The sequence below is a fragment of the Ruegeria sp. CDSB113 genome, assembly GCF_059611045.1.
The window spans coordinates 278,686-304,341 of sequence record NZ_JBXWOU010000004.1; the positions used below are offsets into that span (position 1 = coordinate 278,686).

The window sequence follows — 25,656 nt, forward strand, 5'->3', positions numbered from 1 at the left end:
TAGCAGAAATCTGAGGGTTGCGATGAAGTGGGACGAGTTTTCGGATTGGGGCAAACGAATTGCCGAGTGGACGCAGGATTACCACCTGACTGTAGGCGACAAACCCGTCCGCGCCCGGACTGAGCCGGGGGATATCCTCAACGCCCTACCCGCGCTGCCACCCGAGCACGCACAGCCACTGGAGGACGTGTTTCAGGATTTCGAACAGATCGTGATGCCGGGGATAACCCATTGGCAACATCCAAGGTTCTTTGCCTATTTCAATTCGAACGCCTCTGCCCCGTCGGTCCTAGCCGAGTTTCTGGCCAGCGCCATCGCACCGCAATGTATGTTGTGGCAGACCTCACCAGCCGCGACCGAGATGGAAACGCGGATGATGGACTGGTTGCGCCACGCGCTGGATCTGCCCGAGGGATTCGCTGGCGTTATTCAGGACTCCGCCTCATCCGCGACATTGGCTGCCGTGCTAACGATGCGGGAGAAGGCGTTGAAATGGCAGGGAAATCAACAGGGTCTTTTTGGGCAGAAACCCCTGCGCGTCTATTGCTCGGCCGAAGTGCACACCTCGGTCGATCGTGCCATTTGGGTTGCGGGGATCGGGCAAGACAATCTGGTGCGGATTCCGATCAAAGGACATTGGCGCGGGATGGATCCCGCAGCACTGGAGGCAGCGATCCAGGCCGATTTAGACTCTGGTTTGCATCCGGCGGGCGTCATCCTTTGCGTTGGTGGCACGGGAACGGGGGCCACCGATCCCGTTGATGAATGCCTGAAGATCGCCCAGAAATACGGGCTTTATTCCCACGTAGATGCGGCCTGGGCCGGATCGGCTATGATTTGCCCGGAATACCGCCACTACTGGCCTGGCGTGGATCAAGCCGACAGCATCGTGTTCAACCCGCATAAATGGCTGGGCGTGCAGTTCGATTGCTGCGCGCATTTCCTGAAAGACCCCGATGATCTGGTGCAGACGCTGGCGATCAGCCCGGAATACCTCAAAACTCACGGCAAGGATGGGATCATCAACTATTCGGAATGGTCGGTGCCTCTGGGTCGCCGGTTCCGGGCGCTCAAGCTGTGGTTTGTAATACGGGCCTATGGTTTGGAAGGGCTGCGCGCGCGGCTGCGCAATCACGTGAACTGGTCCGTGGCGCTGCATGAACGACTGGCTGCCGAGGCGGATTTCCAAATCGTGACCCAGCCCATGTGGTCGCTTTGGACGTTCCGCTATGCACCCACGGGCCAAACAGATCTGGACGATTTGAACCTGCGCCTGGTGAACGCCATCAATGACGACGGCCGCATCTATTTGACGCAAACCCGCGTGGATGGCGACCTGGTGATCCGGTTCCAGGCCGGTCAGTTCGAAACCACCGAAGACGATGTTCGAATGGCCTATGACGTCATAACCGAAATCGCCCGCTCACTTACATAAACAGGAGGTCCGGCCATGCCAGTCCAGAAAAACAGCTTCAAACAGGCTCTAAGAAGGGGAGATCGACAGATCGGCTGCTGGATGAGTTTTGCCGAATCCATCACTGCCGAAATTATGGGCACCGCCGGGTTCGACTGGCTGGTCATTGATGGTGAACATGCGCCGAACGATATCCGATCAATACGTGATCAGCTTATGGCGTTGGCGGCCTGCGCCTCGCATCCGGTGGTGCGGGTTCCGGTTGGCGACACCGCTTTGATCAAGATGGTGCTGGATGCCGGGGCGCAAACCGTTCTGGTACCTATGGTCGAAACCGCCGATCAGGCGCGACAGTTGGTTCGGGACTGCCACTATCCGCCGTCAGGTGTGCGTGGCGTTGGGGCCGGTGCGGCCCGGGCGACAATGTACGGCTCGATCCCCGAGTACATTCAAACTGCAGACGACCAAATCTGCCTTCTGGTGCAAGTGGAAAACCGCGCCGGAATTGCCGCGCTGGATGATATCCTGAAGGTCGACGGCATCGACGGGGTGTTCATTGGCCCAGCGGACCTGTCCACGGACATGGGGTTTCAGGGAAACAGCGCAGCACCCGAAGTGCGCGCTGTCATTGCGGATGCCATAGCGCGTATCAAGGCCGCCGGCAAAGCGCCCGGCATTCTGGGCACCAATGACGAGGCCAGCCAAGCATATTATGAAATGGGTGCACAGTTTCTTGCGGTCGGCATTGATGTGATGTTGCTGGCGCAGGCATCCCGGACGTTGGCGGCAAAATGGAAAGCTAAATAGCGCGTCAGGCGTACATGGTGGCAGCGGCCTGCGCATAACCACCCGAAGCCCCATCCACAAAGTGAACATGATCGTCGCGCGTCGCCGAGGGGACGATACAGGTCATCATCGCCTCGTCCTGCGCATGCAGTCCATAGCGGATCTTTCCCTGTCCGCGCGCCTGTTCAAGCATCATCCGGATTTGCGTCAACGTGGCGGCGTCACAATCCAGCGTCATTTTCAGCCCGTCATCGAATTTACGGTAATCGGCGTTACGGCTGACCATACGCTTGTAGTGCCCGGGTTCGAAATTGCCCAACCGTTTGCCTGATGCGAACAACAGGGCGATCAAAAAGTTCTGGCCCAGCAATTTGATCCGTTGCAGCAACAAATTGTTCCCGGCTCGTGATACGCGGGCATCCAGGCCAACATCCGGCGGCGGCCAGCTGATCGGCGGGCCATCTTCTGGTACTGGATGACCTGAACGCTCCAACCCCTCCGAAGCTGACAGAACCGAACGGGCCAGATCCGCAAAGTCACTCTCGGTCGCATTTGCTGTGGGCTGAACGACGACCGAGACGATCTGACCATTGCGTGCCTTGCTGTTGGACCACCGGCAGGACAAACCGGTTAGGTCGGGCTGTGCACCAGGTTTGGCAGGCGGCACCGAAAAGGTACCAGCCTTCATCTGCGCCTCGGCCCAGGCCAACCCGCCACCTGAGAACATGGCGTAATCCACCCCATCAGACGGCGCATAGCGCGCGACCCGCAGGTCTTTTCCTGCCTTACGAATTTCGGCAACCGGGACCAGCGCTGCGCGCAGCGAGATCGAGAATTCTTCGTCCGCCCAGCGCCTGAGGTCTGCCAATACCGCTTTAGCGGTGTCGATCTCACTTGCGGGCACGGCGAATCCGGCTCCGTCGCCGCCAAAAACATAAGGGAACTCCTTGCCGTGGAGCGCGTTGATCATGGCCGAGATCACCGCCGCGCCGACCATATTCACCGTCTTGTATCGCCCTTTTGCGATCTCACCGGTGGAGTCAACGATATCTGCGACGCCCAACGCCCAATCGCCCGGAACAGCAGAGAAACGCGCCGGGTCCACCAAACGGGTAAAGTCCCGCAACAGGGGAAGACTGTCATAGAACGCGGCCTGGGCGTCTTTCATTGGCACCTCGGATATTCGGTAAGGACAAGGATAGCCCGAATGTGATCACTGTCCGGCAAAATCAGTATAGCACACGCGCTTGTGTGTGGCACCGTGACGTGCCAAGCATTTCTTCGCCGGTTTGGGGGAGAGGGTTTTCATGAAGGCAGGTCTGGTGGTGTTGTGCCTGGGCTATGTGCTCAGCCAGTTCTTTCGCGCCTTTCTCGCGGTTCTCAGTGTTGATCTGGGGCGCGATATCGGGGCCACACCCGAGGATCTGGCCTTTGCGTCAGGTCTTTGGTTTCTGATCTTTGCCGCCATGCAGTTGCCCGTAGGCTGGGCACTGGACCGAGTTGGACCGCGCCTGACAGCGGCGGTCTTGCTGCTGGTCGGTGGTGCCGGCGGAGCGGCATTGTTTGCCCTATCCAGCTCCCCTTTTCACATCGCCATCGCCATGGGGCTGATCGGGGTCGGCTGCTCACCGGTGTTGATGGCATCTTACTATATCTTCGCCCGCGAATTCCCACCTGCCCGCTTCGCCACTTTGGCGGCTGTCATGCTGGGCGTTGGATCGGTCGGCAATCTGGTTGCCTCGTACCCTACTGCGCTGGCGGTTGAGCTGATGGGATGGCGGACCACGATGGGGACGCTGGCCGTTTTTTCCGCCGCGATCGCGTTGGGCATCTGGTTCAGCGTGCATGATCCCAAACGTGTCGAGACCGAACACAGGGGATCGGTGCTGGACCTGCTGAAAGAGCCCGCCCTGTGGGCGATCTTGCCGCTGATGCTGGTGGCCTATGCCCCGTCGGCGGCAACGCGCGGCCTTTGGGCCGGGCCATACCTCAGCGATATCTTCGGCCTTAGCACCACCCAGATCGGGACAGCGACCCTGATCATGGGGGCGGCGATGATTGCAGGTACCTTTGCGTATGGGCCGCTCGATCGAATGCTGGGCACGCGAAAATGGGTGATCTTTGGCGGCAACGCTCTGGGCACAGTGGGGTTGGTTCTGATGTGCCTTTGGGTCGACAACGCGGTTTGGCTGTCGGTTGTTTTGATGGCAGCGATCGGGTTTCTGGGGGCAAGCTTTCCGGTCATCATGGCTCATGGCCGGGCCTTTGTGCCGCCGCATCTGGTTGGGCGCGGCATGACCCTGTTGAACCTCTTCGGCATTGGCGGTGTAGGACTGGCGCAATTCGTCACCGGCCGCATCCATGCCGCCACGGTGGACATCAGCCCGACCGCGCCCTACACAGCGATATTCGGCTTTTTTGCGGTCACGCTGGCCATCGGCTGCGTGATCTATTTGTTCAGCCGCGACAGCGTCGACTAACGCTGGAACTGCCAGGAGTGTCCATGTCCGACCCGCGCGTCATTGCCCCCAACCTCAAACGCAGACTTTCGGGTGTGACCGCGACGATTGCCCGGTTGGTGCCGCTGCAAGTGCAATGGATCGACATCGCGGCCACCGGGCCGGGTCTGCCGGATGACATCCCACATATCCCGCTGGGCCGCCTACCCTTTTTGTCGCGCAAAACACTGCGCGTCTGGCACGCGCGCCGCAATACAGAGATGCTGCTGGGCCTGATCCTGCGCAATGTGCTGCGGCTGCGATTGAAGCTGCTGTTCACCAGCGCCTCGCAACGCGCGCATAGCGGCTACACCAAATGGCTGATTGACAAAATGGACGCGGTCGTCGCGACTTCGCGCAAAACCGCCGAGTATTTGGAGAGAGATGCGCAGGTCATCATGCATGGCATCAACTTGCAGGATTTCACACCGCCCGAAGACAAAGCAGCTGTTCGGGCGCGACTGGGTTTGCCAGATGGTCTATTGCTGGGCTGCTACGGCCGCATTCGTCACCAGAAGGGCACCGATGCTTTCGTCGATGCAATGATCGAACTGTGCGGCCGCTTTGACGACGTCCATGGCATCGTCATGGGCCGCGCCACGGAAAAGCACACCAGCTTCCTGACCGAACTGAAAGACAAGGTCGCCGAGGCGGGCCTGTCCGACCGCATTCTGTTCATGCCCGAGGTGACCGTCGATCAGATCGCCGAATGGTATCAGGTGCTGGACCTGTTCATCGCCCCGCAACGGTGGGAAGGGTTCGGCCTGACGCCGCTGGAAGCAATGGCATGCGGCGTGCCGGTTGTTGCGACCGACGTGGGCGCGTTTTCCGAGATTGTCACCGACCCGTCGCTGGGCCGCGTGGTCGAACCCGGCGATATCCCCGCGCTGGCCAACGCCGCCGCCGAGGTGTTGGCCGACCGCGATTCCCTTGCGCGTTCTGGTGCCGTCGCCCGTGTCCATGTCGAGCAGAATTTCGACATCAACGGCGAGGCAAAGACGCTAGTCGCGCTATATGAACGCCTTTTGACCGACACCTGAGGCGATGCGCCACGTCAAATCGGTGTCATTGCGCGAAATAAACCCCGAAAACTCTTTTTTATTTGCTGCAACGCGGCTATGAACGCGCGTCCTTAACATTGGAGACATGAAATGGGCTATCGCGTCGTAGTCGTCGGCGCCACGGGTAACGTGGGCCGCGAAATGCTGAACATTCTGGCTGAACGCCAGTTCCCCGTCGATGAACTTGCTGTTCTGGCAAGCCGTCGTTCGCTGGGCACCGAAGTAAGCTTTGGCGACACGACACTCACTACCAAGGATCTGGACACGTTCGATTTCACCGGCTGGGACATGGCGCTGTTCGCCGTGGGGTCCGAGGCGACCAAGGTATACGCCCCCAAGGCAGCCAAAGCTGGCTGCGTGGTGATCGATAACTCGTCGCTCTATCGCTATGACCCGGACATTCCGCTGATCGTGCCGGAATGTAACCCGCAGGCGATCCACGACTACAAAAACAAGAACATCATCGCCAACCCCAACTGCTCGACCGCGCAGATGGTTGTCGCGCTGAAGCCGCTGCATGACCGCGCGCGCATCAAGCGCGTCGTCGTGTCGACCTATCAGTCGGTGTCTGGCGCCGGTAAGGAAGGCATGGACGAGCTGTGGGATCAGACCAAAGCGATCTATAATCCCACTACGGACGTGCCGCCGAACAAGTTCCAGAAACAGATCGCCTTCAACGTCATTCCCCAGATCGACGTCTTCATGGAAGACGGCTCGACCAAGGAAGAGTGGAAGATGGTTGTTGAGACCAAAAAGATCGTCGATCCGTCGATCAAGGTCACAGCCACCTGCGTCCGCGTTCCAGTCTTTGTTGGCCACTCTGAGGCCGTGAACATCGAGTTCGAGGAATTCCTGGACGAAGATGAGGCCCGTGACATCCTGCGTGAGGCTCCGGGCATCATGGTGATCGACAAGCGCGAACCCGGCGGCTACGTCTCGCCGATCGAATGCGCGGGCGATTTTGCCACGTTCATCAGCCGGATCCGTCAGGACTCGACCGTTGAAAATGGTATCAACTTGTGGTGCGTATCTGACAACCTGCGTAAAGGTGCTGCTCTGAACGCAGTACAGATTGCGGAACTGCTGGGCCGTGAGGTTCTGAAAAAGGGCTGATCATACACCCCAAAGACGTTATGTCAGAAGAACCCGCCGACCCGGCGGGTTCTTTTTTGCGTATAGCCAATTCGCGGCCACCAGCTTCGGACAAAGGGATGGAAGACGGCAGGCTTTTGAACCTGTGAAGGCTACGATCAAAGTCTTCAGAGAATGACAGCATCCAACGACTTTGGATGTTCGGTTACAGCTTCCCAGCCATCTTCCGTAACAATGAAACTGTCGCCTACCTGCGCACGAAACGTATCCACTGTTACCGACCCATCTACGGCAAAAACCATTCCAGGCTGCAAGACGGTCGTGTCGCCAGTAACCAACTGCGGTTTCTCTAAATAGCTAAATCCCGTCGCACGTCCACATCGAAACGGATACTCATACCCCGCGCTCTGAATGGCCTCTGCATAGGCAGCATGTACGCTTTCGGCGGTCACGCCCGGACGCAGAGCATCTAACGCTGCCGCTTGGCTGGCAACAGCAACTTCGTAGATGCGTTCTTGTTCCTTATCCACGATCTCGCCGATCCAGAAAGTGCGGTCGAAGCCCAGTTTGAAACGGTGGAAATTGGTCATTCCGCAGAAACAAAGAAATACCGGCTCGCCTCGTCTCATGATCCGGGTGGTCGCGCGATGATGAGTTTTGGTGATGGTGTCTCCCGAGGCCATGATTTGCAGAAAATGAGTGTTGGGAGACATATCTGCCGCATCGTAATGCGCAGCTAGAAGCTCTGCAGCCTTTCGTGTGCCCGCCTGAGACGTCGCGAGCGCGACTTCAAATTCCGGTACTCCATCTCCAATGGTATTGCGTCCGGCCTCCATCATCGCCATGGCCACCTGCCCCGCATGGCGGGCCAACTTGAGTTCATCGACGGACTTAATCATGCGCATCTCAGCGAGTATTGGCGTGACGCTGACCATCCGTTCTGCAGGAACAAGTTTTTCCACAAAGGCGCGAACAACCGGTGGCATAAGATCGGGTTCAACCCCGACACTTAATGCGCCCTTTACTGCGGCGGGAAGTTCGGCTCTCCACTCGTCGCCCATTCCGTCGTTCCACGCGGCGATACGCCCGACTTTTGCCAAAGAGAGGGCTGCGTTCAGATCAATGGTGGGCGTGATCAACAGGCATTCGCCATCGCTGTGCACGACCAGGATCGTTGGTCTGCCGAACTCCATGTGAAGGTAGTCGTAGTAACCGGTCAAATAGTAGACGTTGTCGTCGTCCGTAACGAGGGCAACGTCGATTCCGGATTCACACATATGGCTCTGGAACTTTTGCATCCTCTTAGCAAACATCAACGGCTCCCTCCTGAGGTTGTAGGGCGAGCATTTTATGAGATTTCAGGCATTTGCCGCTCACCCTTGCTGCTCAACCAATGCCTTGAGGTTTGTCAGACCGCGCTCGTAATCTCCGCCGACCCACTTATCCATCATCAGGCCCATCCAGCGAGACATCGGGTTCATGCCTAGATCGGATTCGAACCCCCAGGTCACCTGAGTCTGTTCACCCTCCGGCGTCAGATCGAACGAGGCCGATGCGGACCCCATCGGACCGAAATCAAGCGCCGTTTTGACGGTTTGATCCGGAACGCTTTCGACGATTTCCTGTGATCCGGTGCCGACCTGCGGGTGTTCAGATGCCCAACTCAAGGTGTTGCCAACGCCCGCCTCGGGGCCGCTGTAGGACAGCTGGGTTTCGGGATCGCGCGTCAACCAAGGTGACCATTTTTCAGTTTCCTGCATCGAATTCACGTAAGGAAAGATCGTGCTGGCGGGCGCGTTGATCGTGATGCTGCGGGACAGTTCAGCCTTGCCGGGCAAAAGGTAAGACACGCCAACCAGAACCAGGATAAGAACAAGCAGAGTGATGAGAATACGTTTAATGAATCGCATGACGCGCTCCTGATCGAAAGAGTTTGGTTTCGATCATAACAAAAAATGGCGCGAAATCAGAGACCTGATCCGCGCCATTCGAAAATTCTCAGATGCCAGCCCGTTTAGACAACCACGAATTTCTTCTCGGCCGGGTCATAGCATTGCAGGCCACCTTCACCGATGTCGGTCCACAGCCCATGCAAGCTCAGCGAGCCGTCATCTACCGCAGAGGAAACGAAGGGAAAGGTCATCAGGTTCTCCAGCGACGCGACGACTGCCTGCCGTTCAAACTGACGCGCTTGATCGACGCTGTCTTCAACATCGGCAACCAGTTCATATTTCGGTTTCAGGATATCCATCCAGCGACCAACGAAGCTTTCTTTTGCTTCCAGCTGAGGGGCGTTACCCTTGCACATGTCGATGCAGCCTTGAACGCCACCGCATTGCGAATGGCCCAGCACAATCAGATGCGCAACTTTCAGCGCCGTAACCGCGTATTCGATGGCCGCACTGGTGCCATGGTGATCTCCATCGGGGGCATAAGGCGGTACAAGATTGGCGATGTTGCGATGAATAAAGAACTCGCCCTGATCGGCACCGAAGATCGATGTGACGTGAACCCGGCTGTCACAGCACGAAATCACCATCGCACGCGGGCGCTGCCCTTCGGTGGCCAGACGGCGATACCAGACCTGGTTTTCCGAATAGGTGGTGGCTTTCCATCCGTGGTACCGCTTGACCAGATAGGTCGGCAGAGGTTTGGCTAAGTCCATTCTCATGTCCCCGTTCTTTTGTCTGTCGGCTGCTGTAACCTGAATTCGCAGAAAATTCGACCCATTTTCCAGCATCGACGCAAGGTTTTGCAAAGGATTCTACCGCCAATGTCCAGCTATGCCGTGGGGGCGTAGAGAATTGGGGTAGATGTGGTGGATAAAATAGTCACGCTTGAACAAAAGGAAACCGTTCGGCTGGATACAGACCGCTTGAACGGGCTGTATCGCCAATTGGGCGACAAGAACGCATTGGATGTATTGTGCCGCACGGTCGAGGAATTGGCCGTGCGCCTGTCAAACTGCGAGCGGTTTTGGCGTCAGCGCGACTGGGCCGGGCTGCGGAAATGCGCGCGGTCACTGGTGGCCATTGCCGAACAGATTGGCATGACCGCGTTGGCCCGTGTCGCCGGTGATGTGGCGCAATCTGTGGATGCCGGGGATGCGGTCGCGACGGGGGCCACCCTGTCGCGCCTGATCCGTGTAGGTGAGAAATCGCTGACCGTGATCTGGGATCAGCAGGATCTTTCCCTCTGACGGGGCTTGCGGACGGATCGTGGGCAGCTAGGCTGGGCACAAATCGAACCAGCCGAGATGTCCATGACCCTGTCCTTCGCTTCGCCGTCCGAACCCTCTGTGCCGCTGCATATCATTTCGCAACCCGATCTCGACAGTTGGCTGAAAGACCAGCCAAGCCACATCGCATCGTGGGTCGAGGCCAGCGGATTCACCGGGGCCATGGGACAGGCTCTGCTGATCCCTCAATCGGATGGTGTGCCCCTAATGGCTTTGGCGGGTTACGGAAAAGGCAGCAAGCGCGCGCGCAAACGGTTCCCGCTGGCAGCGGCGGCCCAAGCCTTGCGGAAGGGAACTTATCACATCGCGTCCGGTGTGCCCGCAGATGCGCTAAGCAACGAGTGCCTGGGTTGGCTGCTCACAGGATATTCCTTTGACCGTTACGCCAATCAATCACCTGCCAAGGCACGACTCGTTGCACCCGAAGGTGTCGATGCCGCGCGGATTGAGGCGCTGGCCAGTGCCGAGGCGCTGACCCGCGATTTGGTCAACACACCGGCCTCGGACATGGGGCCGGATCAACTGCAGGCCGCAGCCGAGGATTTGGCGCAGGAATTTGGCGCGACATGCACTACGGTTCAAGGCGACGCCCTGCTGGATCAGAATTTCCCGCTGATTCACACGGTCGGACGCGCCGCCGCGCAAGCGCCGCGCCTGATCGAGATGACATGGGGCGACACCGGGCCCAAACTGACCCTTGTCGGCAAGGGTGTGTGCTTTGACACTGGCGGGCTGAATCTGAAACCAGGGAATTCGATGTCCCTGATGAAAAAGGACATGGGCGGCGCGGCCAATGTGCTGGGTTTGGCGGGGATGATCATGGCAACAAAGCTGCCTGTGCAACTGCGCGTGCTGATCCCGGCGGTCGAAAACTCGGTCGCCGGTAACGCATTTCGTCCGGGTGATATCCTGACCTCGCGCAAGGGTCTGACGGTTGAGATCAACAACACCGACGCCGAAGGGCGGTTGGTTCTGGCCGACGCATTGGCGCTGGCGGATGAGGGTGAACCTGACCTGATTATCTCGATGGCGACCCTTACCGGCGCGGCACGGGTAGCGGTTGGCCCCGATCTGGCGCCCTTTTACACTGATGACGATGGCGCGGCAGACGCGCTGGCCAACGCTGGTCGGCAATCGGCCGACCCGGTCTGGCGGATGCCTTTCCATGAACCCTATGAGGCGATGATCGAACCCGGAATCGCCGATCTGGACAACGCGCCTTCCGGCGGATTTGCTGGCTCGATAACCGCAGCCCTGTTCCTGCGCCGCTTTGTCGGTGACAGCCGCTATATGCATTTCGACATCTATTCCTGGCAGCCCAGCAAGGCCCCCGGGCGCAGCAGAGGGGGGCTGGGCCAAGGGCCGCGTGCCGTTCTGACCGCCCTGCCCGAGATTCTGAACCTATGACCCGCCTGCGCGTCATAAAGCCGGTTGTCGACCTTTTGCGCAGCCCAAAGGGTCCCAGGGACCGGCAGCTGTTGTTTGGCGACCCGGTAGATGTTGTTGACGAAACCGATGGGTGGAGCCGGATTACCTCGGACAAGGACGGCTATCCCGGTTGGGTCAGGTCCGATCAGCTGGGACCTGAGGCGCAACAGACCCACTGGGTCACCGCGCCCGCGACACATGCCTATCAACAGCCCGACATGAAAAGCCCGGACCGCGTATCGCTGAGTTTCGGTAGCAAATTATACGTGCTGTCGGAACAGAATAGATTTCTGGAAACAGAACTGGGGTTCATTCCGGCGATTCACGCCAAACTCAGCGCAACGCACCTGACCGATCCCGTAGCGGTGGCTGAGCTGTTTCTGGGCACACCCTATCTTTGGGGGGGAAACAGTCGCTTCGGCATTGATTGTTCCGGGTTGGTTCAGGCCGGTTTGCTGGCCTGCGGCATACCTTCCCCCGGTGATAGCGGCGATCAGGAACGCGAACTGGGTACGGCGCCGCCCGCCGGAACGCCAGTCAAACGCGGGGATCTGTTATTCTGGAAAGGCCACGTAGCATGGGTCTATGGCGAGAACATGCTGCTTCATGCCAACGCCTACCACATGGACGTGACGTTCGAGCCAATGGATCAGGCGATCACACGAATTCTGGAGCAGGGCGACGGGCCTGTAACAGCCCACAAAAGGCTCTAATCAAGGTCTACAGACCGGATCAGCTTGCGTTCCAGCACGCGTAGCACGGTGCGCAGGTCATGGCCTCGCTTCAGGATGCGCCCGTCCATGCCGATCACTGAATACATCCCCTGTTTGGACCGCAGACGAGGGTGTTTTTCGACCCGGTAGATCGGATGCTCTGCCGTGCGTCTGAAAATGGAAAAAACCGCCATATCGCGCAGGTTGGAAATGCCATAGTCGCGCCATTCTCCGGCGGCGACCATCTTGCCATAGACAGACAGTATATGTGACATCTCGCGCCGGTCGAACGCGACCGGCATCTGGGCCGAGTTTGCAGAAAACCGGCTGGGAGGCTGCATGTTCATACCCTCAGCCTTGCCGGAAAACGCATTTGAATCAAGTCCGGTGCCAACAGGTGTGGTAATTTTGAATCGTTTCGTCCTACCGCCGCCCAACTTGGCGACAGATCAGAATCACCGGCAAAAGCCCAACTGCCAGGATCACAAGCGAGGGAACCGCAGCCCCCTCCAACCGCTCGTCTGATGCCAGACGATAGGCCTGGACCGCAAGCGTATCAAAGTTGAAGGGGCGCATGATCAAGGTCGCGGGCAGCTCTTTCATCACATCCACAAATACGATCAGCAAGGCTGTCAGCAGCGAGGGTGTCAAGATAGGTAGATGCACACGGCGCAAGGTGCCCAGAGGCGATTGGCCCAAAGACCGGGACGCAGCATCCATATTGGCGTGCACTGTGCTCTGCCCGCCTTCGTAAGCGCTGAGCGCTGCCGCCAGAAAGCGCACCATGTAAGCTGCCACCAGCAACCAGATCGACCCGGTTACCAGCAGACCCGTCGAGACGTCGAACGTCTGGCGCATCCACGAATCCAGCGCGTTGTCGAATCTGGCGAAGGGTACCATCAGGCCAACGGCGATCACGCCGCCGGGCACCGCATAGCCCAACCGCGCCAGATAGCCTGTGGTCGATGATCCCCGACCCGGGCGAAGGCGCTGAAAGAACCCAACACAGATCGCGGCGCAAACCGTGACCACGGCGGCCACCCCTGCAAGTGTCAGCGAGTTTTGAATGAACCCAATGTAACGCCGCGACAGCAGGTTTTGTTCCGAGGTCAGGCCCATCTGGATCAAGATAAATACCGGCAGCAAGAACCCCAGCACTACTGGAATAGCGCACAAGGTTATGGCAGCTGCGGATTGCCAGCCCTTAAGTTGCGCCGAAGGCAGCGAGGCATGGCTTTTGCCTGCCTGATAGTACTTTGCCTTGCCGCGCTGCGTCCGCTCGGCCACGGCCATGACCAGCGCAAAGCCCAGTAGGCACAAGGCCAACTGCGCCGCACCCCCCCGGTCGCCGATTGAGAACCAGCTTGTGTAGATGCCCGTGGCAAAGGTCTGAACGCCAAAATAGGCGACGGTTCCAAAATCGGCGATGGTTTCCATGATGGCCAGCAGGACACCACCGGCAATGGCCGGGCGGGCCATCGGCAAAGACACGTGCCAGAACGCCAACCACGGGCTTTTGCCCAGCGCACGAGCGGCCAGAAAAGCGGCGGCGCTCTGCTGCAGAAACGCGGCCCGCGCCAGCAGGTAGACATAGGGGTAGAGCACAAGGATCAGCATCACCGCCGCGCCCTCGGTCGAGCGGATTTCCGGGAACCAATAGTCGCGCGGCCCCCAACCTGTCACGTCGCGCAGCGTGGTCTGGACGATACCGGGGTGATCCAGAATGAACGTATAGGCATAAGCCAGAACATAGGCCGGAAAAGCCAACGGCAGGACCAGTGCAATTTCCAGAAAGCGCACACCGGGAAAGCGTGTCATCGTCACCAGCCACGCCGCGCCAACCCCAATAGAGAACGTGCCGACAGCCACCAAAACGACAAGGATCACGGTTGTCAGCGCATACCCGGGTAAAACCGTCTCGAACAGATGTGAGACCGTATCCGTACCCCCCGTCACCGCCGCCAGAACAACCGCAACCATCGGCAGAAGACAAGCCGCTGCCACCAAATAGGCCACAGTGGCCACCAACCGGGTGCCCAGCGCGCCGCGATTGCGTTTCCCGTGTTCTGAATACTCGATTTCGGCCATGGACCCGGATTGTAACTGGCGTTGGCTATTGATCAGCCTTTAATCGACTAAAATGCTAAGAAACACCAGTGCAGGAAAAACAAATCTGCGGCACATACTGCCGCAGACATGGCTCGGGGCTATTCGTAAACGCGCTGATCCTCGATCACCAACCCGTCCTTCGGCAGTGATCCGGGGGTTACAACCTCGATTGCGCCTTTCAGTTTCAGCACTTCGACCACGGATTTGGCATAGGCCATGTCGTCTCCGCCTGCGCTTTCGATCTGAACGGTCATCGTGTCCATCTCACCCTGTCGGGCAGCGATGACACGGGCTTTGACGATTTCCTCGTGTTTGTCGACCAACGCGGCCACCTGTTCAGGACGCACAAACATGCCCTTGATCTTGGTGGTCTGGTCCGCGCGACCCATCCAACCCTTGATCCGAAGGTTGGTCCGCCCACAGGGCGAGACACCCGGCATAATCGCAGACAGGTCACCGGTGGCGAACCGGATTAGAGGGTAATCAGGATTCAGAGAAGTCACCACAACTTCACCCACTTCACCCATCGCCACCGGTGTTCCTGTGCCCGGGGTGACAACCTCGATGATGACATGTTCGTCGATGATCATCCCCTCCATCGCGACGCTTTCGTAGGCGATGTTGCCCAGATCAGCCGTGGCATAGCATTGCAGGCAGGAAATCCCCCGATCAGCATAGTCCTGACGCAAAGATGGGAACAGCGCGCCGCCGCCCACAACAGCCTTAGAGAAGTTCAGGGCCACGCCCATCTCATCCGCCTTGTCCAGAATGACCTTCAGATAATCTGGTGTGCCCGCATAAGACGTGCAGCCCACATCGCGTGCCGCGGTCACCTGCAATTCGGTCTGGCCGGTACCCGCTGGCAGCACAGCGGCCCCTACCGCGCGCGCGCCGCTCTCAAAAATCATACCAGCTGGCGTGAGGTGATAGCCGAAACAGTTTTGCACGATATCTCCGGGTCCGACGCCGGCGGCGTTCAGGAAACGCCCCATGCGCCACCAGTCATGATCCGTGCTGCCGGGCTCATAAATCGGACCGGGAGACTGGAACACATGATGGAAGTGCCGCGCCGGCTTGACGGTAAACCCGCCGAATGGCGGACGCGACGCCTGTGCTTGCGCCAGATCGGATTTCCGCAATACCGGCAGTTTCACCAGATCGTCGGCTGAAATCACCGCGCTGGTATCCGCATCCGCCAGATGCGCAGCAAAGCCCGGAGCGGACAGGGCGCGGTCAATCTGAGTACGCAGCGCCTGCGCCTGATCAGCTGAGCGTTCATCGGCTGATCGGGTTTCGAGAGCGTCGTAATAGGTCATCGCCAGATCCTCCATTCGCTTACAACCACCTCTTGCGGCGGCGGTAAGACCGCACGTCACGGAAGCTTTTGCGGCCTTCGTCGGACATGCCCAGATAGAACTCTTTCACGTCTGGGTTTTCGCGCAAATCTGCTGCCGGACCGTCCATTACGACGCGCCCGGATTCCAGAATATAGCCGTAATGGGCAAACCTTAGAGCCACATTGGTGTTCTGTTCGGCCAACAAGAAGGACACACCTTCTTTCTCGTTCAGGTCCTTCACGATACCGAAAATCTCTTCGACCAGCTGCGGCGCAAGTCCCATCGAGGGTTCGTCCAGCAGGATCGTCTCGGGCCGCGACATCAACGCCCGACCCATTGCAACCATCTGTTGCTCACCACCCGAGGTGTAGCCTGCCTGCGACCGGCGGCGTTCCTTCAGACGGGGAAAATACGTGTAGACCAGTTCAAGGTCCTGCTGGATCGCTGCCTTGCCATCCTTGCGGGTATAGGCGCCCGTCAGCAGGTTTTCTTCAACCGTCAGGTGTTCAAAACAATGGCGGCCTTCCATCACCTGGATGACGCCCTTTTCCACCAGATCGGCGGGATCGCTTTCATGCACGCTGGTGCCGCGATACTCGATCGTACCCTTGGTGACCTCACCGCGTTCCGAATGCAGCAGGTTCGACACCGCCTTGAGCGTTGTCGTCTTACCCGCACCGTTACCGCCCAGCAGGGCCGTGATACCACCCTTGGGCACAGTCAGGCTGACGCCTTTCAGGACGAGGATCACGTGATTGTAGATCACCTCGATATTATTGACCTCAAGCAGGGTTTCCGACTTGGTGTCAGTGGTTTGTGCCGCATCCAGCATCTGCGCGTGTCCTTAAGCGAGTGTGGGGTTCGGGACGGCGGTCTGCCGCCGCCCCGGGTTGTTCAAAGCGCTGTATCAGCAACGCCCTTCAATGTTGTTTTCTGCCGCATAGGCCGCAGAATCTTCATCGATCAACGCGCCGATCACTTCACCGTCGGTCTGCTTGAAGTCCGAGATCAGCGTCCAGGTCTTGTTCGCTGCATCCCACTGCGTCACACCCACAAGGGCGTCACCACCGTGGTTCTCGCAGGAGACCGAGAAGGTCGGACCAAAGTTCGCCAGGCCCAGTTCGGCCATCTTCTCTTCTGTCATCTCCAGTGCTTCCATACCGGCTCGCATCTCAGACGGGGTAATTTCCGCATTGCCCGAGATTTCCTGGGCTTTCTTGATGGCTTCGGCAGCCAGAACAGCCGCATAGAGACCACGGTTATACAGAACCGTGCCAACCTGATCACCCGCGCCTGCAGCCTTACCTGCATCGACAACGTGTTTCTGCAGATCGTCAAAGACCGGGAAGTCCGTGCCAACGTTGTGGAAAGTCAATGCTTTGTACCCATTGGCAGCTTCGCCCGCTGGCAGCACGTCGTTTTCAGAACCGGACCACCAGATGCCGATGAAGTTTTCCATCGGGAACCGGATGTTGGCGGCCTCTTGCACGGCAACCTGGTTCATAACCCCCCAGCCCCACATCAGGACATAGTCGGGACGATCACGACGGATTTGCAGCCACTGTGACTTCTGCTCCTGACCCGGATGATCCACCGGCAGGGCGACCAGCTCAAAGCCGTGCTTCTTGGACAGCTCTTCCAGGGTGCGGATCGGTTCCTTGCCATAGGCCGAGTTGTGATAGACCAGCGCGATTTTCTTGCCGCTCAGATCGCCACCGTTTTCCTCAAGCAGGTAATTGACCGCGCCCGAGGCCCCGTCCCAATAGTTGGCCGGGTAGTTGAAGGTATGGCTGAACACGTCTCCGTTCTTGGCCGAGGTCCGGCCATAACCCATCGTGTGCAGCGGAATGTCGTCTGCGGTGACTTTTGGGATCAGCTGATAGGTGATGCCAGTCGACAGCGGCTGATATACCAAAGCGCCTTCGCCCTTGGTGGATTCATAGCATTCCACGCCTTTTTCGGTGTTGTAGCCGGTTTCGCATTCGACCATCCGGATCGGAACACCGCCGATGCCGCCATCGCGCTCATTCAGCAGGGTGAAATAGTCGTTATAGCCATCCGAGAACGGAATGCCGCCAGCGGCGTAAGGCCCGGTACGATAGCTCAGATCGGGGATCACAAGATCCGCCAGAGCGGGTCCTGCAGCCATCAGGGCGCTTAGCGCCGCGGTTGCCAGTTTCAATTTCATCGGGTGTCTCCTCCCTTGGTTAGTCCGATGTTGCATTCAGGCTTGTTCCGCCCGTTTTTTCCTTGGGCCGATCCCTTAGTGTGGGAACGGCCATAGTCTGAGTTTTTCTTTCGCCACACGCCACAGCTGCGCCAGTCCGTGCGGTTCCAGGATCAGGAACATGATGATCAGCGCGCCGACGATCACCAGCTGTAGATGCGCCACGATGTCCGTGGGCCAGCCCAAAACGTCGACGCCCACCACTTTCAGGACCACCGGCAGCAAAACAAGGAAAGCTGCACCGGCGAACGATCCGAAAATAGACCCTAACCCGCCAATAATGATCATGAACAGGACCAGGAACGACTTCTGGATGCCAAAGACTTCGCCAACCTCGACCGCGCCGAGATAGACCGCGAAGAACAGCGCGCCCGCGATACCGATGAAGAACGAGCTGACGGCAAATGCGCTCATCTTGGCTTTCAATGGGTTTACCCCGATGATCTCGGCTGCGATGTCCATGTCGCGGATCGCCATCCATGTCCGGCCCGTAGTTCCGCGCGTCAGGTTGCGTGCGATCAGGGCGCTGAAGGCCAGGAAGATCAGGCAGAACATATAGGTGGCCCATGCCGGTGCATTCGGACCGGTGATGATGATGCCAAACACATCCCGTTCCGGCGCGTTGATCTGACCCGAGGCCGAATAGTTGTAGAACCACGGCACCCGGTTAAAGAGCCACACAAGGAAGAACTGCGCCGCCAGCGTGGCCACCGCCAGATAGAATCCCTTGATCCGCAGGCTTGGCAGGCCGAACAGCACACCGACAATAGCCGTTATGCCGCCCGCCAGAATGACATGGATGAACATGCTGACATCAGGGAATGAGGTCATCAGCTTGTAGCAGGCATAGGCACCCACAGCCATGAAACCACCGGTACCCAAGGATACCTGCCCGCAATAGCCCACAAGGATGTTCAACCCGATTGCCGCAATGGCGTAAATCAGGAACGGCAACAGCAGTGCATTGGCCCAGTAGTCGTTGATTATGAACGGAATGATCCCGAAAGCCACCGCCAGAACCACATAATACCGATACCGGTCGAACTTGATCGGAAAGGTCTGGCTGTCATCTGTGTAGGAGGTTTTGAAATCCCCGGCCTCACGATAAAACATGTCTTACTTTCCCCATTCTTCCTGCGCCCGGTTGCGGGCCTCGGCGTCCAGCTGCCTGGAGCCTTTTGCATATCCGCTCGCCTCTGAGGCGCGCACAAGTTTCATGTAAGCTAGGATGCCCATGACCAGCCCGGCAAACGCGAGGATCGCCGCAATCACCAATTGTCCATCGGTCAGGTCGTCGGAGGTGAACGCAATGTAGCCAAAAGCCCAGAACCCGGCCCACGCGATCACGTTGATGATGGCGATCAGCTTGGTCATGCTGCTAGACCCTCTCGATGATCTTCTCACCGAACAGACCTTGCGGCCGGAACACGAGGAAGATCAGCGCCAGAACATAAGCAAACCAGTTTTCGGTCGCACCGCCGACCAGCGGGCCGATGGCGAACTCGAACAGTTTCTCACCGACACCGATGATCAAACCACCCACGATGGCACCGGGGATCGAGGTGAACCCGCCCAACATCAGCACCGGCAGCGCCTTGAGCGCGATCAGCGACAGTGAGAACTGTACGCCTGACTTGGTGCCCCACATGATGCCTGCAACCAGCGCGACAAAACCCGCAACCGACCACACCATGATCCAGATGAAGTTCAGTGAGATGCCGACCGACAGAGCCGCCTGGTGGTCATCCGCCACGGCGCGCATCGCTCGGCCCTGCTTGGTGTATTGGCTGAACGCGACCAGTGCGGTCACCAGCAGCGCGGCTATCACCGTCGCCACAAGGTCCAGATTGTCGATAAAGAAGCCGTAGCCAAAGATATTGAACGTGGTCTCGTCGATCCAAAGGTTGATACCCTGCGGTAGACCGACATCCAGTTTCTTGATTTCAGACCCCCACATCAGGTCCGCCACACCCTCAAGGAAATAGGCCAGACCGATGGTCGCCATGAACAGGATGATTGGCTCCTGCCCGACCAGATGCCGCATCACAAAGCGCTGCACCGCCCAGGCCAGCAAAACCATGACACCCATCGTCAGTATAATCGCCACAAACGCAGGCACATTCCATCCGAACTTGTGGATATGGGTCCCGAAAGTCGCGTTGATCAGATGGGCAAACGGGACCTGCCCGTTCATGATCCCCACCAGCGTCATGGCGGCAAACAGGGCCATAACCCCTTGAGCATAGTTGAAGATTCCGGACGCCTTGTAGATCAGAACAAAGCCCAGTGCGACCAGAGCGTACAGCACACCGGCCATAAGACCGTTGAGGAAAACCTCCATCGCGAAAATCAGCTGATCAGGCATGTGCGCCCCCTCTCATGTCTGTCAGTTGCTCAGTCATGGCTCACACCCAGATAGGCGTCGATGACTTCCTGATTGCTGCGCACCTCGTCCGGGGTGCCGTCGCCGATCTTTTTGCCGTAATCCATCACGACCACGCGGTCGCTCAGGTCCATCACAACGCCCATGTCGTGCTCGATCAGTGCGATGGTGGTGCCAAACTCGTCATTCACGTCGAGGATAAAGCGGCTCATGTCCTCTTTCTCTTCAACGTTCATGCCGGCCATAGGTTCATCCAGCAGCAACAGCTTGGGTTCGGCCGCCAAAGCGCGGGCTAACTCGACCCGCTTTTTCAGCCCGTAAGGCAGGCGGGAAACTGGCGTCTTGCGGATGTGCTGAATTTCGAGAAAGTCGATGATTTTCTCGACCGCTTCGCGGTTTTCAACCTCTTCCGCCTCAGCCTTGCCCTTCCACATGGCCTGCTGAAAGAGGTTGGTTTTCATATAGTTCAGCCGCCCGGTCATAACGTTGTCCAGAACGCTCATGCCTTCGAAAAGGGCAATGTTCTGGAACGTCCGGGCAATACCTTGCCGCGCAACTTCATAAGGGCGCATCTGCGGACGCTTGGCCCCATGGAACCAGACCTCGCCCTCCTGCGGGATATAGAACCCGGATATCACGTTCAGCATCGAGGATTTACCGGCCCCGTTCGGACCGATGATCGCGCGGATCTCGCCCTCACGGATATCGAACGAGATATCCTTGATCGCCACCACGCCGCCAAAGCGCAGAGTGATGTTCTTCATCTCCATCACCACACCGCCGATTTTGCGGCCGTCTTCGGTGACATATCCTTCGGAGTTATCCAGCATCAGTCACTCCCAGACTTGCGGAAAAACGGGACGGCGGGCGGGGCGATGACCACAGGTCGAGCGGCGCATGACCGGCCCTCATTCCGCCGCCACCTTGTGCTGAGCAACCGGCACGACCGGTGCATCGATAATCTCAAGCGTTGCGCTGATCGAACCCTTTCGCCCGTCCTCATAAGTCACTTCGGTCGTGGTTGAGACCTGCTTGGACCCGTCATAAAGCGCATCGATGATGTCGCTGAACTTATCCTCAACAAATCCGCGGCGCACCTTCCGCGTGCGGGTCATCTCACCGTCATCCGCATCCAGTTCTTTGTGCAGAACCACAAAGCGATGCACCTGACAGCCCGACAACATCTCATCAGCGGCAACAGACTTGTTCACCTCTTCGACATGGCTACGAATCGTCTCTAAGACACGGGGATTCGCTGTCAGTTCCTGATAGGACGCATAGGCCACGTTGTTACGTTCGGCCCAGTTCCCAACAGCCGTCAGGTCGATATTGATAAACGCAACGCAGCGATCCTTGCCGTTTCCGAACAAAACAACCTCAAGGATGTCGGGATAGAATTTCAGCTTGTTCTCGACGTATTTCGGCGCAAACATCGACCCGTCGGCCATCTTGCCCACATCCTTTGCGCGGTCGATGATCCGCAGATGCCCCGAACTTTCCTCGATGAACCCCGCATCCCCAGTGGCCACCCAGCCTTCGGCATCTTTGGTCGAGGCCGTTGAATCCGGGTTGTTGTAATATTCGACGAACACACCGGGTGAGCGATAGTGGATCTCACCCTTGTCGTCGATCTTCAGTTCAACATCGGGCGCAGGCACACCAACGGTGTCGGCGCGCACCTCACCATCCGGCTGAACGGTGATGAAAACCGTCGCTTCAGTTTGACCATAAAGTTGTTTCAGGTTGATGCCGAGCGAGCGGTAGAAATCAAAAATCTCCGGCCCGATCGCCTCACCCGCCGTATAGCCAACGCGAAAGCGGCCATAACCCAGCGTATCCTTGAGCGGGCCATAGACCAGTAGGTTGCCCAGCGCGTATTTCACGCGGTCGCCAAAGCTCACCGGCTTGCCGTCCAGCAACAGGCCACCCACTTTCTTGGCATGCGCCATGAAATGGTGGAACATCCGTTGCTTCAGTTTACCTGCGTCCTCCATCCGGATCATCACATTGGTCAGCTGAGTCTCAAAAACCCGCGGCGGAGCAAAGAAATAAGTCGGCCCGATCTCACGCAGGTCCGTCATCATCGTATCGGCGCTTTCGGGGCAGTTCACGCAAAAGCCGCACCAATACGCCTGACCGATGGAAAAGATGAAATCGCCAACCCAGGCCATCGGCAGGTAAGACAGGATGTCTTCGTTCCGGTTCAAATGATCGAATTCGGCCGAGTTCTTGGCGCTTTCGATCACGTTGCGGTTCGACAACACCACTCCCTTGGGTTTACCCGTGGTGCCCGACGTATACAGCATGACGCAGGTGCCGTCGTATTCGATCTCGGCAATCCGACGATCCAGTTCCGCATCAAAACGCGCGTGACCGGCGCTGCCTTCGGCCATCAGATCGTCCAATGCGTTCATCTGGCTGTGATCGTATTTCCGCATCCCCCGCTTGTCGGTGTAGAGGATGTGTTTGACCTGATGCAGGTTCTCTTGAATCTCGATGACCTTGTCGACCTGCTCCTGATCACCACAAACGACGTATTTTGCGCCGCAATGATCCAGCACATAAGCCATCTCTTCGGCGACTGCGTCCTGATAAAGCGGCACCGGCACGGCACCCACCATCTGAGCCGCAACCATCGACCAGTAATGCGCCGGACGATTGCGCCCGATCACTGCGATGTGGTCGCCTTTCGCGACGCCAAGTTCCAGAAAGCCCAGGGCAATCGAACGGATTTCCCTGGCCGTTTCGGCCCAGGTCCAGCATTGCCAGATTCCGAATTCCTTTTCCCGGTAGGCCGGGGCGTCCCCGAACTGGGTCGCATTGCGGTGTAGCAGCGCCGGAAGAGAGTGCATCCCTTCAGCGCCCGACTGCGTCTGAGCCAATCTCTTTCTCCTCCCCATCCGACCCCTCCTCCGGGCCGGAAACGGCGGACCCGAGGACAACCCCGGACGCCAATGCCCCGATAAGGGACGCAGGAAAGTTCAGCGTCAACTTTTTCCTGATGTTTTCTCAATTCTTACGAATTGTAACAGTGGGGGCGCGGTCAACCTCAGCAGACTAAAAAACATACAAATCGCATTGAATGAAAATTGGATACTGCAATTTCAAGAAACGCCTAGTCGCCTCGGAAGGCTGTCTCGAGGAGATCGTTTTTTTGGTTTTTTGGTTCAATCCGTCAGTAGCGGAGTTTAGGGTCTAAAATTTCTTAGAAGATAAAAGGTTGATGAACGCCCACGACAACAAATGTCGATACCGCAATGACCATCGCAGAGGCGAAATACCTGAAACTATACTGTTTCTTTTCAGGCTTCATTGTCCACGTCGCCCACTTTTTCTGCAGGTCATCGTCAGTGGAACTTGAATCACTTTTCATAACATCACCATTCCAGTCAGTGCCATCTTTCAACGCAACCATACCTGATCTGATCCTTGGGCAACTTTGCATATCTCTCTCAGGCAGGCACACAAACTTCTTTTCTACTCGCCATGAGTAGATTGAGATTGCACTATTAACGATTAATACAGAAGCAACATATCGTTCACGCTACATTCACATTCTCTTGGGCGAGGCGATGAATAAGTTCGTTCCTGCGTCAGATCTGGCATTCGGCTTGGCAGTGAGAACTCAGCTAAAAATGATCTACACGGTGAGTAGCTTGTGACGAGGGGCCTTACGCAATGTAAGATGATGCGAGCTAGACAGGCCTTTAAAAGTTTGACAGCAACAATCAATAGGCTGGCCGAATTACAACCAATCCCGCAAAATCGGGATCAGCGGTACATCCGCCGCAGGCATCGGGTAGTTCCGCAACTCATTCGCACGGGCCCATTTCAGCGACTGACCTTCCTTGGATTGGGGGATGCCCTCCCACTTTCGGCAGGCAAACAGCGGCATCAACAGATGGAAATCGTCATAGCTGTGGCTGGCAAAGGTCAGCGGGGCGAGGCATGAGGCCCAGGTGTCGATGCCCAGTTCCTCGTGCAATTCGCGGATCAGGGCAGCCTCGGGGGTTTCGCCTGGTTCGATCTTGCCACCGGGGAATTCCCAGAGGCCGGCCATAGATTTGCCCTCGGGTCGTTGGGCCAGTAGCACCCGGCCCTCGATATCGATCAGGGCGACAGCGGACACCAGTAAGGTCTTCACGAGCGATAATCCGCATTGATTTCGATATAGCCGTGGGTCAGATCGCAGGTCCAAACGGTGGACTTGCCTTCACCAAGTCCCAGATCCACCGCAATCACAAGGTCCTGACCTTTCATATAGGCGGCGGCCTCATCCTCACGGTAATCCGGGCTGACCCAGCCCTTTTCGGCAACCAGAATATCCCCGAAGGAAATGCTCAGCAGGTCGCGGTCAGCGGCGGCACCGGATTTACCGATGGCCATGACGATGCGGCCCCAGTTCGGGTCTTCTCCAGCAATGGCCGTTTTCACCAAAGGTGAGTTGGCAATCGCCAGTCCGTGCACCTTGGCGTCCGCATCCGAGGCGGCACCGGTTACACAAATTTCCACGAATTTCGTAGCACCTTCGCCGTCACGCACAACCTGTTGCGCCAAGTCAAGCATCGCGCCCTCCAACGCCTCGGCAAACGCCGCATCGCCGGTTGCGTCCACGCCTGAGGCCCCGGTTGCACAGAGCAACAGACTGTCCGAGGTCGATGTGTCGCTGTCGACGGTGATGCAGTTAAATGTCCGGTCGGTTTGGGCGCCCAGCATAGCCTGCAAGGCGGGCTGTTCGACCTGTGCATCGGTAAAGATGTAGACCAGCATCGTCGCCATATCCGGCGCGATCATGCCTGACCCCTTGGCAATCCCTGCAATAGAGACTGTTTTTCCGTCAATATCGACCTGTGCGCTGGCCCCTTTAGGGAACGTATCCGTGGTCATGATCGCCCGCGCCGCGTCCTCGATTGCGTGGCGGCTGAGACCTGCCTTCAACGTCTCAAGCTGTGCCACGATGCGGTCATGGGGCAGCGGCTCACCAATCACGCCGGTGGATGAGGTGAAGACGCGTTCGACAGGAACGCCGGTCGCTGTGGACACAGCTTGCGTGACCTCGGCCACCGAGGTCTGGCCGTAGTGGCCGGTAAAGGCATTGGCATTGCCCGAGTTCACCAAAATCGCCGCGGGTCCGTCGCTGGACCCGCCGATCTTGTCCTGACAGTCCAGCACGGGGGCTGCGCGTGTGGCCGATCGGGTGAACACCCCGGCCACAGATGTGCCCGGATCCAGAACCGCCAACATAACGTCGGTACGGCCCTGATAACGCACGCCAGCCTCGACGGTGGCAAAACGCACACCGTCAATGGCAGGCAGATCGGGAAAACCCGCTGGCGCGAGCGGCGAAACCTTGGTGATCGTGGCCACAGG

25 protein-coding genes are annotated in these 25,656 nt (G+C 58.0%); 8 read left to right on the forward strand and 17 right to left on the reverse strand.

The window, feature by feature from the left end; genetic code table 11:
- Positions 1-22: 22 nt before the first annotated feature.
- Together AC2FIS_RS10285 and AC2FIS_RS10290 are read left to right on the forward strand one after the other, a co-directional pair.
- Entirely contained in the window at positions 23-1,435 is a 1,413-nt protein-coding gene (locus tag AC2FIS_RS10285) for a pyridoxal phosphate-dependent decarboxylase family protein (RefSeq protein WP_496773225.1), read from the forward strand.
- A gap of 15 nt (positions 1,436-1,450) precedes the next feature.
- On the forward strand, positions 1,451-2,221 hold the full coding sequence (locus AC2FIS_RS10290) for an HpcH/HpaI aldolase family protein (RefSeq protein WP_496721296.1): 771 nt from the start codon (positions 1,451-1,453) through the stop codon (positions 2,219-2,221).
- Between the two features lie 4 nt (positions 2,222-2,225).
- Here the strand turns inward: AC2FIS_RS10290 and AC2FIS_RS10295 are convergent, their stop codons facing one another.
- Positions 2,226-3,368, reverse strand: a complete 1,143-nt coding sequence (locus AC2FIS_RS10295; RefSeq protein ID WP_496773227.1) for a DUF3095 domain-containing protein — start codon at positions 3,366-3,368, stop codon at positions 2,226-2,228.
- A gap of 139 nt (positions 3,369-3,507) precedes the next feature.
- Between AC2FIS_RS10295 and AC2FIS_RS10300 the strand changes: the two genes are divergently transcribed.
- The 3 genes from AC2FIS_RS10300 (at position 3,508) to AC2FIS_RS10310 (ending at position 6,872) form a co-directional block, all read left to right on the forward strand.
- Entirely contained in the window at positions 3,508-4,680 is a 1,173-nt protein-coding gene (locus AC2FIS_RS10300) for an MFS transporter (RefSeq protein ID WP_282153584.1), read from the forward strand.
- Positions 4,681-4,703: 23 nt separating this feature from the next.
- Positions 4,704-5,738 carry a glycosyltransferase family 4 protein gene (locus tag AC2FIS_RS10305; protein ID WP_496773230.1) on the forward strand — a complete coding sequence of 345 codons (1,035 nt, stop codon included), beginning with the start codon at positions 4,704-4,706 and terminating at the stop codon, positions 5,736-5,738.
- A 111-nt stretch (positions 5,739-5,849) separates the two neighbouring features.
- Positions 5,850-6,872 carry an aspartate-semialdehyde dehydrogenase gene (locus tag AC2FIS_RS10310; protein WP_058275078.1) on the forward strand — a complete coding sequence of 341 codons (1,023 nt, stop codon included), beginning with the start codon at positions 5,850-5,852 and terminating at the stop codon, positions 6,870-6,872.
- A 146-nt stretch (positions 6,873-7,018) separates the two neighbouring features.
- Here the strand turns inward: AC2FIS_RS10310 and AC2FIS_RS10315 are convergent, their stop codons facing one another.
- The 3 genes from AC2FIS_RS10315 to AC2FIS_RS10325 form a co-directional block, all read right to left on the reverse strand.
- Positions 7,019-8,164: a M24 family metallopeptidase gene (locus tag AC2FIS_RS10315; protein ID WP_496773345.1), complete on the reverse strand. Its 1,146-nt coding sequence runs from the start codon at positions 8,162-8,164 to the stop codon at positions 7,019-7,021.
- Between the two features lie 60 nt (positions 8,165-8,224).
- Positions 8,225-8,761: an SRPBCC family protein gene (locus AC2FIS_RS10320; protein ID WP_496773232.1), complete on the reverse strand. Its 537-nt coding sequence runs from the start codon at positions 8,759-8,761 to the stop codon at positions 8,225-8,227.
- 104 nt (positions 8,762-8,865) lie between these two features.
- On the reverse strand, positions 8,866-9,516 hold the full coding sequence (locus AC2FIS_RS10325; protein WP_113791237.1) for a carbonic anhydrase: 651 nt from the start codon (positions 9,514-9,516) through the stop codon (positions 8,866-8,868).
- 153 nt (positions 9,517-9,669) lie between these two features.
- Here AC2FIS_RS10325 and AC2FIS_RS10330 point away from each other — a divergent pair, with 153 nt between their 5' ends.
- The 3 genes from AC2FIS_RS10330 (at position 9,670) to AC2FIS_RS10340 (ending at position 12,230) form a co-directional block, all read left to right on the forward strand.
- The gene (locus AC2FIS_RS10330; protein WP_496721301.1) at positions 9,670-10,050 is read left to right on the forward strand and encodes a hypothetical protein; all 381 of its coding nucleotides are present in this window, start codon (positions 9,670-9,672) and stop codon (positions 10,048-10,050) included.
- A gap of 63 nt (positions 10,051-10,113) precedes the next feature.
- The gene (locus AC2FIS_RS10335; protein ID WP_496773234.1) at positions 10,114-11,496 is read left to right on the forward strand and encodes a leucyl aminopeptidase family protein; all 1,383 of its coding nucleotides are present in this window, start codon (positions 10,114-10,116) and stop codon (positions 11,494-11,496) included.
- Positions 11,493-12,230: a C40 family peptidase gene (locus tag AC2FIS_RS10340; protein ID WP_496773235.1), complete on the forward strand. Its 738-nt coding sequence runs from the start codon at positions 11,493-11,495 to the stop codon at positions 12,228-12,230. Before AC2FIS_RS10335 ends, AC2FIS_RS10340 begins: the two co-directional genes overlap by 4 nt.
- Here AC2FIS_RS10340 and AC2FIS_RS10345 read toward each other — a convergent pair.
- The 13 genes from AC2FIS_RS10345 to argJ form a co-directional block, all read right to left on the reverse strand.
- The gene (locus tag AC2FIS_RS10345) at positions 12,227-12,577 is read right to left on the reverse strand and encodes a DUF2794 domain-containing protein (protein ID WP_058275250.1); all 351 of its coding nucleotides are present in this window, start codon (positions 12,575-12,577) and stop codon (positions 12,227-12,229) included. The two genes, AC2FIS_RS10340 and AC2FIS_RS10345, sit on opposite strands and share 4 nt — an antisense overlap.
- 76 nt (positions 12,578-12,653) lie before the next feature.
- The gene (locus AC2FIS_RS10350) at positions 12,654-14,318 is read right to left on the reverse strand and encodes an ABC transporter permease (protein WP_496773237.1); all 1,665 of its coding nucleotides are present in this window, start codon (positions 14,316-14,318) and stop codon (positions 12,654-12,656) included.
- A gap of 119 nt (positions 14,319-14,437) precedes the next feature.
- Complete coding sequence (locus AC2FIS_RS10355; RefSeq protein ID WP_496773346.1) at positions 14,438-15,655, reverse strand: phenylacetate--CoA ligase family protein; 1,218 nt, start codon at positions 15,653-15,655, stop codon at positions 14,438-14,440.
- Positions 15,656-15,674: 19 nt separating this feature from the next.
- Entirely contained in the window at positions 15,675-16,508 is an 834-nt protein-coding gene (locus tag AC2FIS_RS10360) for an ABC transporter ATP-binding protein (protein WP_058275083.1), read from the reverse strand.
- 75 nt (positions 16,509-16,583) lie between these two features.
- On the reverse strand, positions 16,584-17,864 hold the full coding sequence (locus tag AC2FIS_RS10365; RefSeq protein ID WP_496697506.1) for an ABC transporter substrate-binding protein: 1,281 nt from the start codon (positions 17,862-17,864) through the stop codon (positions 16,584-16,586).
- Positions 17,865-17,939: 75 nt separating this feature from the next.
- On the reverse strand, positions 17,940-19,016 hold the full coding sequence (locus AC2FIS_RS10370) for a branched-chain amino acid ABC transporter permease (RefSeq protein WP_113791111.1): 1,077 nt from the start codon (positions 19,014-19,016) through the stop codon (positions 17,940-17,942).
- A gap of 3 nt (positions 19,017-19,019) precedes the next feature.
- A complete protein-coding gene (locus AC2FIS_RS10375) occupies positions 19,020-19,277 on the reverse strand; it encodes a hypothetical protein (RefSeq protein ID WP_108860572.1) in 258 nt (85 codons plus the stop codon).
- Positions 19,278-19,281: 4 nt separating this feature from the next.
- Positions 19,282-20,268 (reverse strand): branched-chain amino acid ABC transporter permease, encoded by a 987-nt coding sequence (locus AC2FIS_RS10380; protein ID WP_496773238.1) that lies wholly within the window; start codon positions 20,266-20,268, stop codon positions 19,282-19,284.
- 29 nt (positions 20,269-20,297) lie between these two features.
- The gene (locus tag AC2FIS_RS10385) at positions 20,298-21,116 is read right to left on the reverse strand and encodes an ABC transporter ATP-binding protein (RefSeq protein WP_058275088.1); all 819 of its coding nucleotides are present in this window, start codon (positions 21,114-21,116) and stop codon (positions 20,298-20,300) included.
- A 78-nt stretch (positions 21,117-21,194) separates the two neighbouring features.
- Positions 21,195-23,138: an AMP-binding protein gene (locus AC2FIS_RS10390; RefSeq protein WP_496773347.1), complete on the reverse strand. Its 1,944-nt coding sequence runs from the start codon at positions 23,136-23,138 to the stop codon at positions 21,195-21,197.
- A gap of 353 nt (positions 23,139-23,491) precedes the next feature.
- A complete protein-coding gene (locus AC2FIS_RS10395; RefSeq protein WP_496773239.1) occupies positions 23,492-23,701 on the reverse strand; it encodes a hypothetical protein in 210 nt (69 codons plus the stop codon).
- 330 nt (positions 23,702-24,031) lie between these two features.
- Entirely contained in the window at positions 24,032-24,430 is a 399-nt protein-coding gene (gene mutT / locus AC2FIS_RS10400; protein ID WP_496773241.1) for an 8-oxo-dGTP diphosphatase MutT, read from the reverse strand.
- The gene (gene argJ, locus AC2FIS_RS10405) at positions 24,427-25,653 is read right to left on the reverse strand and encodes a bifunctional glutamate N-acetyltransferase/amino-acid acetyltransferase ArgJ (RefSeq protein ID WP_496773243.1); all 1,227 of its coding nucleotides are present in this window, start codon (positions 25,651-25,653) and stop codon (positions 24,427-24,429) included. Before argJ ends, mutT begins: the two co-directional genes overlap by 4 nt.
- Positions 25,654-25,656 lie beyond the last annotated feature (3 nt).

Coding starts and splice junctions, on each gene's coding strand:
- AC2FIS_RS10285 (WP_496773225.1), top strand. CDS start 23: ATGAAGTGGGACGAGTTTTCGGATTGGGGCAAACGAATTGCCGAGTGG.
- AC2FIS_RS10290 (WP_496721296.1), top strand. CDS start 1,451: ATGCCAGTCCAGAAAAACAGCTTCAAACAGGCTCTAAGAAGGGGAGAT.
- AC2FIS_RS10295 (WP_496773227.1), bottom strand. CDS start 3,368: ATGAAAGACGCCCAGGCCGCGTTCTATGACAGTCTTCCCCTGTTGCGG.
- AC2FIS_RS10300 (WP_282153584.1), top strand. CDS start 3,508: ATGAAGGCAGGTCTGGTGGTGTTGTGCCTGGGCTATGTGCTCAGCCAG.
- AC2FIS_RS10305 (WP_496773230.1), top strand. CDS start 4,704: ATGTCCGACCCGCGCGTCATTGCCCCCAACCTCAAACGCAGACTTTCG.
- AC2FIS_RS10310 (WP_058275078.1), top strand. CDS start 5,850: ATGGGCTATCGCGTCGTAGTCGTCGGCGCCACGGGTAACGTGGGCCGC.
- AC2FIS_RS10315 (WP_496773345.1), bottom strand. CDS start 8,164: ATGTTTGCTAAGAGGATGCAAAAGTTCCAGAGCCATATGTGTGAATCC.
- AC2FIS_RS10320 (WP_496773232.1), bottom strand. CDS start 8,761: ATGCGATTCATTAAACGTATTCTCATCACTCTGCTTGTTCTTATCCTG.
- AC2FIS_RS10325 (WP_113791237.1), bottom strand. CDS start 9,516: ATGGACTTAGCCAAACCTCTGCCGACCTATCTGGTCAAGCGGTACCAC.
- AC2FIS_RS10335 (WP_496773234.1), top strand. CDS start 10,114: ATGACCCTGTCCTTCGCTTCGCCGTCCGAACCCTCTGTGCCGCTGCAT.
- AC2FIS_RS10340 (WP_496773235.1), top strand. CDS start 11,493: ATGACCCGCCTGCGCGTCATAAAGCCGGTTGTCGACCTTTTGCGCAGC.
- AC2FIS_RS10345 (WP_058275250.1), bottom strand. CDS start 12,577: ATGAACATGCAGCCTCCCAGCCGGTTTTCTGCAAACTCGGCCCAGATG.
- AC2FIS_RS10350 (WP_496773237.1), bottom strand. CDS start 14,318: ATGGCCGAAATCGAGTATTCAGAACACGGGAAACGCAATCGCGGCGCG.
- AC2FIS_RS10355 (WP_496773346.1), bottom strand. CDS start 15,655: ATGACCTATTACGACGCTCTCGAAACCCGATCAGCCGATGAACGCTCA.
- AC2FIS_RS10360 (WP_058275083.1), bottom strand. CDS start 16,508: ATGCTGGATGCGGCACAAACCACTGACACCAAGTCGGAAACCCTGCTT.
- AC2FIS_RS10365 (WP_496697506.1), bottom strand. CDS start 17,864: ATGAAATTGAAACTGGCAACCGCGGCGCTAAGCGCCCTGATGGCTGCA.
- AC2FIS_RS10370 (WP_113791111.1), bottom strand. CDS start 19,016: ATGTTTTATCGTGAGGCCGGGGATTTCAAAACCTCCTACACAGATGAC.
- AC2FIS_RS10375 (WP_108860572.1), bottom strand. CDS start 19,277: ATGACCAAGCTGATCGCCATCATCAACGTGATCGCGTGGGCCGGGTTC.
- AC2FIS_RS10380 (WP_496773238.1), bottom strand. CDS start 20,268: ATGCCTGATCAGCTGATTTTCGCGATGGAGGTTTTCCTCAACGGTCTT.
- AC2FIS_RS10385 (WP_058275088.1), bottom strand. CDS start 21,116: ATGCTGGATAACTCCGAAGGATATGTCACCGAAGACGGCCGCAAAATC.
- AC2FIS_RS10390 (WP_496773347.1), bottom strand. CDS start 23,138: ATGCACTCTCTTCCGGCGCTGCTACACCGCAATGCGACCCAGTTCGGG.
- AC2FIS_RS10395 (WP_496773239.1), bottom strand. CDS start 23,701: ATGGTTGCGTTGAAAGATGGCACTGACTGGAATGGTGATGTTATGAAA.